The organism is Phenylobacterium sp. (assembly GCF_044372605.1).
Taxonomy (GTDB): Bacteria; Pseudomonadota; Alphaproteobacteria; order Caulobacterales; family Caulobacteraceae; genus Phenylobacterium.
The window spans coordinates 1-7,463 of record NZ_JBILRO010000172.1; the positions used below are offsets into that span (position 1 = coordinate 1).

Sequence of the window (7,463 nt, forward strand, 5' to 3'; positions counted from 1 at the left end):
GTGTGCGTGAAGGGGTAGGGCGGGTGGGGGTGGGGGTGCAAACCCTCGCCCCCGCAACGTTCGTATGCATCTTGACGCAGATCGTCAGTTCCTCATATGTTCTCCTTGGGTGAGGGGAGTGGGCTTTGCTCTCGAGGCTAGCGGACTGGTGGAGGATGCGTGGGCTGTATCGCCGGGTGCGAAAGCACGGCTGGGCTGGCCTGTACGTCGGCGCCTACGGCGAGGCGCCCGCCTGGGCTTACTCGCTCGGCTTTGACGAAACCCTGGATCAACCCGAGGTCGTCATGTTCGACGTCCCGCGTGACATTGCGAGCGGGGTCCTTTGGCAGGCCTTCGATGATCTCAAGTCGGGTGAACTGCGCTTCGAGGAAGGCGCGACATGGTCCATGGGCGAAGATCACCCACCGATTTGGCGAAAGGTCCATCCGAGCCAGATCTCCGGAGTCGTCGGCTGGCTGAGCCTGGCGCAGCAGCGACGGTTTGCGCGCACCGGCCAGTTCTCCGGGCTGGAGGCGTTCCAGCTTGTGCTTCCAGATCCAGAGGGGCACTACCCGTGGGAGTCCGGCTACGATGAGCACCTTCGGCCGCGTCAACCGGCCCTCTATCTGCCCGAGAACGATCCCCAGGCTTTCGACATGCCCGCTCCAGAACGGGTCGCCCGACGGCTGATCGGGGAACGGGGCTGGACGATTGTGCCCGTCGATGGGGCGAGGCTGTGTTGGGCCTACTCGGTGGGGCTGACCGAACATATCGGGGGGCCCGACGTGATCGCCTTCGGGCCCGATGGCGCAGCGGCGCACGACAAGTTGATCGAGGTCCAGAAGCATCTGCGCGAGAGGACGCTCGACATCGAGGATGGCCTGCGCTGGCGTGGTCTCGGCTATGAGGTGTGCTGGCGGCAGGTGCACGAAAGTCAGATCGAGGAGTACGACTGGTTCCCGCTGGCCAAGGCCTTCCGCTCCACGCGGGGCGAGCCGCAAGCTCCGGTTAGAATCTTCCAGCTATTCGTACCCGACATCGACGGTCTCTATCCTTGGGAAATCGGATGCGACCGTGAGATGCGGGATCTGCAGCCGAAGCTGTTCCAGCCCTTCGACCTGAGTGTGATCCGGCGACATGAATTCATCGCCTAGATTTGCCTTCGCAGCGCTTGCCAACCCGCTCCAACCCGCCAAAACTCAGCCCATGTCCTCCCTGCGCATGCCCCAGACGTTCCTCAAGCGGCTCGGCGTCGAGACTGGCGACGCGGTGTTTCGCCATGAACTGCTCGAGGAACAGGCCCAGTCGCTGGGCCGGGCGGGGCGCAAGGTGGAAGCGTCACTGGCGGCTCTGGCCGCGCATGAGGGCGGCGAGGGGCGGGCGGCCCTGGTCAAAGCCGCCGCCGACGCGGTCTGGGGGTTCCTGGTGCAGCGCGAGGTGTTGGGCCTGCGCGATCGCAACACCGTCGTCGCCCAGTTCGGCATTCCGCGCGAGGTTATGGCCCGCATCGGCGCGCGCTGAGGTCGATTACCGGCTTGGCTTCCGCCGCGCGAAGCGTGCCAGTAACCACAAAATCAAAGCTTTCGCCACGGAACCTGCCAATGGCCATTTCACTCTATGACGTCAGCGTGGCGTCCTATCTGCAGACCCTGGGCGCCGTCGCCGGCTTTCTGGAAAAGGGTCGGGCGCACTGCGAGGCCAACGGCATCGACACCGCGACCATCGTCGGAACCCGGCTGAAGGACGACATGCTGCCCTTCCTGTTCCAGATCGTCTCGGTCGCGCACCACTCGCGCGGCGCCATCGAGGGCGCGAAGTCCGGCGTGTTCACCCCGCCGCAGCCGCCGGCCGGCCTCGACTATGCCGGTCTGCAGAAACTGGTGGCCGACGCCCGCGCCGAACTGGCGGCCATGACCCCGGATGAGGTGAATGCGCTGGAGGGCCGCGACATGGTGTTCCAGCTGGGTGAGCGGAAGATGCCGTTCACCGTGCCGGACTTCATCATGAGCTTCTCCCTGCCCAACTTCCATTTCCACGCCGCCACCGCCTACGACATCCTGCGCCAGGCGGGCGTGCCGCTGGGCAAGCGGGACTATCTGGGCGCCATGCGGATGAAGATGGCCTAGGCTGCGGACGCGTCGCGGCAGTGGCGACCGCAGTTTGGGCGTGGACTGCGGCATTTCACGCGGCCTCAAAGCTGACGCGAAGCTGGTCCCAAAGTGAACCGGACCGGCTCAGGCGATTTCGTCGCGGGACCTGCGAACCGCACGAAATGCGTCTCGCATACAGAGCGAGACAGTCGCCACTCCGTATATGATAAGCGCGGGGATAACCACATACTCGCTCGGCACAAGGACTAGTAGGCCCGCCGCCAAAGCGATTGCTCCACCCAACTTCAGACGAACTGAGGCGAGATCAGAAAAATAGATGTGTTCAGCCTTTTCGAGGTGAGGCCGAACTTTCTTATCGAACGAAAAGCCAGCCTGTGCCTCGATCCACATTCCTACGTCAATCCACGTGAAGCTGCTCGCGACAAAGATGGCTGCTCCGAATGACCGTGCGCCCGGCACGCTTACCCCAAAGGCAAAGCCGAGTAGACTTGCAGCCAATCCGATCATGGCCTTGCGTCGAATTGAGGCCGGTATCGCCATCCATGCCTCATATGCGTGGTCTTTGACCTCCGCAACGGTTCGGTTACCGACCTTGCTCTTCCGTGAAACGTGAGGGAACGGGCGGTGGAGACGGCGAGTCCCTTCCTCAACGCCTTGGGGCAGCCAGTCTACCGGCAGGGCTTTCGACTTGCTCTCTCCCCCATCGGCTCCTCGGCCGATGGTCCCCCTTTCCCAGCACGTCGGAGAGAATGCGTCCACCGCGAACGCCCCAAAACGGATTGTGGGCGGACATTGGCCGGCCGGTCATAGGCCTAGCTGATCGCCGCCACGATCGCGCCCAGCGCCCGCACCAGATCCGCAGGCGCGAGCCGCGCCTGCAGTCCGCGCTGGCCGGCGTTGACGAAGGCGGAGGGCAGGGCGGCGGCATCGGCGTCGATTACGGTGGGCACGCTGCGTTTCTGGCCGAAGGCGCTGACCCCGCCGACCCGGTAGCCGGTGAGCCGCTCGGCGTCGGCGGGTTTCATCATCTCGGCGGATTTCGCGCCCAGCACCGCGGCCAGCCGCTTCATGCTGACCTCACGGTCCGAGGCCAGCACCACGCAGGCCGGCTTGCCGTCGGCCTTGACCATCAGGGTCTTCAGCACCTCGCCGGGCGCGACGCCCAGCGCCTCAGCCGCCTGCAGGCCCACACGCTCCGCGCCGGGGTCGTAGTCGTAGGTAGCCAGGGTGTAGGCGACCCCGGCCTTGTCGAGGGCCCGGGTCGCCGGCGTGGTTCGGCTCAAACCAGCCCTTTGCCGCTGTCGTCGATGATGCTGCCCAGGTCGCGCGTATCCCCGGCCATGATCATCTCGTTGTGCGCCTTACCGGACGGGATCATCGGGAAGCAGTTCTCTTCCTTGGTCACCCGGCAGTCGAACAGGACCGGCTTCTTCACCGCGATCATCTCCAGGATCTTGTCGTCCAGTTCGTCCGGTGTCTCGGCGCGGATACCGACGCCGCCGTAGGCCTCGGCCAGCTTCACGAAGTCGGGCAGGCTGGAGGAATAGGTGTGCGAATAGCGCTCGCCGTGCAGCAGCTGCTGCCACTGGCGCACCATGCCCATCCACTCGTTGTTGAGGATGAAGATCTTGATCGGCAGGTCGTACTGAATGGCCGTGGAGATCTCCTGCATGGTCATCTGCACGGAGGCGTCGCCGGCGATGTCGATGACCAGGCTGTCCGGGTGCGCCATCTGCACGCCCACGGCGGCCGGCAGGCCATAGCCCATGGTGCCCAGCCCGCCCGAGGTCATCCAGCGGTTGGGCTCGTCGAAGTGATAGAACTGGGCCGCCCACATCTGGTGCTGGCCCACCTCGGTGGTGATGTAGGTGTCGTGGCCCTTGGTCAGTTCATACAGGCGCTCGATGGCGTACTGCGGCTTGATCAGCTTGGTGTCCGGGCGATAGCCAAAGCTGTTGCGGGCCCGCCAGGCGTCGATCTGCGTCCACCAGTCTTTCAGCGCGGCCTTGTCGACGCTGAGGTTGCGCTGCTTCCAGGCCGCGATCATGTCGGCCATCACATTGCCCGCATCGCCGACGATGCCCACGTCGGCGCGCACGTTCTTGCCGATGGAGGAGGCGTCGATGTCGATGTGGATCTTCTTCGATCCCGGCGAGAAGGCGTCGAGGCGGCCGGTGACACGGTCGTCAAAGCGCGAGCCGATGGCCACCATCACGTCGCAGTCGTGCATGGCGTTGTTGGCCTCGAACGAGCCGTGCATGCCCAGCATGCCCAGCCACTGTGATCCCGAGGCCGGATAGGCGCCCAGACCCATCAAGGTCGAGGTCACCGGCGCACCGGTGAGCGCCGCAAATTCGCGCAGCAGTTCGGACGCCTGCGGCCCGGCGTTGATCACGCCGCCGCCGGTGTAGAGGATCGGGCGCTTGGCCTTGGCGATCATGGCGACGGCCTCGGCGATCTTGCCGGCGTCGCCCTTCACGCGAGGCGAATAGTTGTGGATCGACTTCACCGCCTCCGGGCCCTGATAGGCGGCCCTGGAGAACTGCACGTCCTTGGGAATGTCGATGACCACCGGACCGGGGCGGCCGGAGGTGGCGATGTGGAACGCCTCGTGCAGGATGCGCGGCAGTTCCTCCACCGACTTCACCAGATAGTTGTGCTTGGTGCAGGGGCGGGTGATGCCGATGGTGTCGCATTCCTGGAAGGCGTCGGTGCCGATCAGGTGGGTGGCGACCTGGCCGGTGATGACGATCAGCGGGATCGAATCCATCAAGGCGTCGACAATGCCGGTGATCGCGTTGGTGGCGCCGGGGCCTGACGTCACCAGCACCACGCCGGGCTTGCCGGTGGAGCGGGCGTAGCCTTCCGCCGCATGGGTGGCGCCCTGCTCATGGCGGACCAGCACGTGGGTCAGGCGCTGCTCGGCATAGAGCGCGTCGTAGATCGGCAGCACGGCGCCGCCCGGATAGCCGAAGAGGGTGTCCACGCCGTTGTCGATGAGGGCGCGTACGACCATTTCGGCGCCGGAGATAACATCCAGTTGGGCTTCGATCGTCTGGTGAGCGGTCATTTGGGGCGGCCTGGCTTCAGAAAACGGGGAAAATGGACATTAAAAAAGGCCCTCTGGGGGCCTGGGACGAGCGACCGATCGGTCCTGACATCTGTGTCAGGCCGTTACGGCCGCCCGGGAAGTACAAGGATCTTGCGCACGAGTATTCCTCGAAATTCAGATGACGGGATGTCGCATGCCCGCGTCAGGTCGTCAAGTCGGGGTTGAGCGCAAGAAACTGCCGCCACTGGTCCTGCGGGTCCAGCCCGGTGATCCGCGGCCAGTCCGGGGTCTGACCGCGCGCCCAGGTGAACTGGCGCTTGGCGTAGTGGCGGGTATCCTGGCGCGCGGCGGCAAGTGCGATATCGAGAGGCGTCCCGCCGCGCAGGTAGGCGGCCAGCGGCTGGACCCCCACGGCCTTCAGCGCGGGGAGGGCAGGGTCCAGCTCCCGGTCCATCAGCGCCTGCACTTCCTCGAGCGCGCCGTGGGCGATCATGGCCTCCAACCGCGCATCACTGCGGGCATAGAGTCTGTCGCGAGGCGGCTCCAGGGTGACAGCGCGCCAGCTGCCGGCAGGCAGGGCGCCTTCAGAGGCGGCATGATGGTCGGTGAGGGCGCGGCCGGTGGCGGCATAGACCTCCCAGGCTCTGGCCAGACGCTGGCGGTCGCCGGGACTGATCCTTGCCGCCGCGCCGGGATCAACCTGAGCCAACCGGGCGCGGAACGCCGGCTCGCCCAGCGTCGCGAACTCTGCGGCGACCGCCTGCCGCAACTCTGCCGGGACCTCGGGGATCTCGGCCAGACCCTGGGTCAGGGCGCGCAGATAGAGACCGGTGCCGCCCACGACGATGATGTCCGCGCCCCGGCCCTGAACGTTGTTGATAACCGTCCGCGCCGCCCGCTGCCAGCGGCCCACCGACCAGCCCTCAGACGCATCCACCGACCCGAACAGGTGATGCGGTGCGCGGGCCATCTCGGCCTCGTCCGGCCGGGCGGTCAGCACCCGAAGATCAGCATAGATCTGCAGCGCGTCGGCGTTGATGATCTCCGCGCCCGTCGCCTCCGCCAGCCGGAGCGCCAGCGCCGACTTGCCACTTGCCGTTGGGCCGGCGATTAGCCAGATGCGGGGTTCCATGGGCCTTGTTCGGGCGACGACGCGCCGGGGTCAAGTCCGCAGGTTGCGAAGGATGATAGCATTTGCTATCAACTGCAGATGGCCCAGTTGCTCGTCCGCGACCTGTCCCCCCACGCCGTCGAGGCCCTCAAGCGCCGCGCCGCCGCAAACGGCCGCAGCGCAGAGGCCGAGCATCGCGCCATCCTGGAAAGCGTTCTCGGCGCCGACAAGGAGGCCTGGCTGGCCCGCGCGCGTGAGCTGCGCGAGGAAGTTCGCGGTCGGACTATTGGCGAGTCAGCCGACATCATCCGCGAATTCCGCGACAACCGTTGAGCTGGGTCATCGACGCCTCGGTGGCGCTGAAGTGGGTTCTGGATGAGGCTGGAGAGGACGAGGCGCTTGCCCTCCTGTCGGAAAAGCTATGCGCGCCGGACCTCATGCTGATCGAGGCGGCAAATGCGCTCTGGTCCCGAGCCCGGCGCGGGCACCTCACGTCCGCCCAGGCCGAACGACGCCTCCGGCAGATTCAAGACGCCCCGGTGGAGTGGACGCGCGATCCCGGGGATATGGATGTGGCGCTGAACCTGGCGTTCGCGCTCCAGCACCCCGTGTATGATTGTGTGTATCTGGCTGTCGCCCTGCGCGAGGATCGTCAGGTCGTAACGGCAGACACCCGCTTCATTCGGGCAGTTTCCGTTGATCCAGCCCTCTCCGCCCGGGTGCGCTCGCTCGTCTGACGCCCCTTGCTCTCGGCCGGGCGATCAGCCAGATGCGGGGTCCCATGATGCTTGTCCTTACCACCATCCTCCCGCACGTCACCGCAAACCACGACGTGGAAGCCTGCCTCTCTGTCATCGAGGAGTTGGGGGTGCGCGTCGGTCAATCCGAGGATCTCGGGGCCGTCGACGGGCTTGCCGTGGATACCTTCATGGAGGCCGATGACCTCGCTGTGCTTCGCCCGCTGGTCGCCGGTTTGCTGGCGGGCAAGGCGGTCGACTTTTGCCTTCAGCCCGCCGAGGGCCGGCGCAAACGTCTGCTGATCGCCGACATGGACTCCACCATCATCAACGTCGAGTGCATCGACGAGCTGGCCGATTTCGCCGGGGTAAAGGCCCAAGTCTCGGAGATTACCGAGCGGGCGATGCGCGGCGAACTGGATTTCGAGGCAGCGCTGAAGGAACGCGTGGCCATGCTGAAAGGCTTGCCGCTG

8 protein-coding genes and 1 pseudogene are annotated in these 7,463 nt (G+C 65.8%); 6 read left to right on the forward strand and 3 right to left on the reverse strand.

What is annotated here, in order from left to right:
* The first annotated feature begins 155 nt into the window (after positions 1–155).
* From ACIQ42_RS13285 to ACIQ42_RS13295, 3 genes are all read left to right on the forward strand, one after another.
* Positions 156–1,133 carry a DUF4262 domain-containing protein gene (locus tag ACIQ42_RS13285; protein ID WP_397422695.1) on the forward strand — a complete coding sequence of 326 codons (978 nt, stop codon included), beginning with the start codon at positions 156–158 and terminating at the stop codon, positions 1,131–1,133.
* Between the two features lie 52 nt (positions 1,134–1,185).
* A complete protein-coding gene (locus ACIQ42_RS13290) occupies positions 1,186–1,500 on the forward strand; it encodes a DUF6665 family protein (RefSeq protein ID WP_397422696.1) in 315 nt (104 codons plus the stop codon).
* An 80-nt stretch (positions 1,501–1,580) separates the two neighbouring features.
* Positions 1,581–2,105 (forward strand): DUF1993 family protein, encoded by a 525-nt coding sequence (locus tag ACIQ42_RS13295; RefSeq protein ID WP_397422697.1) that lies wholly within the window; start codon positions 1,581–1,583, stop codon positions 2,103–2,105.
* Between the two features lie 797 nt (positions 2,106–2,902).
* On the opposite strand, the gene ybaK is transcribed toward ACIQ42_RS13295, so the two are convergent.
* The 3 genes from ybaK to miaA all read right to left on the reverse strand — a co-directional run bounded on the left by ybaK (position 2,903) and on the right by miaA (position 6,274).
* Positions 2,903–3,373 (reverse strand): Cys-tRNA(Pro) deacylase, encoded by a 471-nt coding sequence (gene ybaK / locus ACIQ42_RS13300; RefSeq protein ID WP_397422698.1) that lies wholly within the window; start codon positions 3,371–3,373, stop codon positions 2,903–2,905.
* Positions 3,370–5,160 carry an acetolactate synthase 3 large subunit gene (locus ACIQ42_RS13305; protein WP_397422699.1) on the reverse strand — a complete coding sequence of 597 codons (1,791 nt, stop codon included), beginning with the start codon at positions 5,158–5,160 and terminating at the stop codon, positions 3,370–3,372. The genes ybaK and ACIQ42_RS13305 overlap by 4 nt, the downstream gene beginning before the upstream one ends.
* Before the next feature lie 184 nt (positions 5,161–5,344).
* Positions 5,345–6,274, reverse strand: coding sequence for a tRNA (adenosine(37)-N6)-dimethylallyltransferase MiaA (gene miaA / locus ACIQ42_RS13310; protein WP_397422701.1), 930 nt, complete (start codon positions 6,272–6,274; stop codon positions 5,345–5,347).
* 78 nt (positions 6,275–6,352) lie between these two features.
* On the opposite strand from miaA, the gene ACIQ42_RS13315 reads away from it, so the two are divergent.
* The 3 genes and pseudogenes from ACIQ42_RS13315 to ACIQ42_RS13325 form a co-directional block, all read left to right on the forward strand.
* Positions 6,353–6,586, forward strand: a complete 234-nt coding sequence (locus ACIQ42_RS13315; RefSeq protein WP_397404265.1) for a FitA-like ribbon-helix-helix domain-containing protein — start codon at positions 6,353–6,355, stop codon at positions 6,584–6,586.
* Entirely contained in the window at positions 6,583–6,990 is a 408-nt protein-coding gene (locus ACIQ42_RS13320; RefSeq protein WP_397422702.1) for a type II toxin-antitoxin system VapC family toxin, read from the forward strand. Before ACIQ42_RS13315 ends, ACIQ42_RS13320 begins: the two co-directional genes overlap by 4 nt.
* A 44-nt stretch (positions 6,991–7,034) precedes the next feature.
* Positions 7,035–7,463 (forward strand): annotated as a pseudogene (locus tag ACIQ42_RS13325) (phosphoserine phosphatase SerB); the annotation flags it as partial.

Bases quoted from the DNA above. Each gene is read 5' to 3' on its own strand.
- ACIQ42_RS13285 (WP_397422695.1), top strand. From the start codon at position 156: ATGCGTGGGCTGTATCGCCGGGTGCGAAAGCACGGCTGGGCTGGCCTG.
- ACIQ42_RS13290 (WP_397422696.1), top strand. From the start codon at position 1,186: ATGTCCTCCCTGCGCATGCCCCAGACGTTCCTCAAGCGGCTCGGCGTC.
- ACIQ42_RS13295 (WP_397422697.1), top strand. From the start codon at position 1,581: ATGGCCATTTCACTCTATGACGTCAGCGTGGCGTCCTATCTGCAGACC.
- ACIQ42_RS13305 (WP_397422699.1), bottom strand. From the start codon at position 5,160: ATGACCGCTCACCAGACGATCGAAGCCCAACTGGATGTTATCTCCGGC.
- miaA (WP_397422701.1), bottom strand. From the start codon at position 6,274: ATGGAACCCCGCATCTGGCTAATCGCCGGCCCAACGGCAAGTGGCAAG.
- ACIQ42_RS13315 (WP_397404265.1), top strand. From the start codon at position 6,353: ATGGCCCAGTTGCTCGTCCGCGACCTGTCCCCCCACGCCGTCGAGGCC.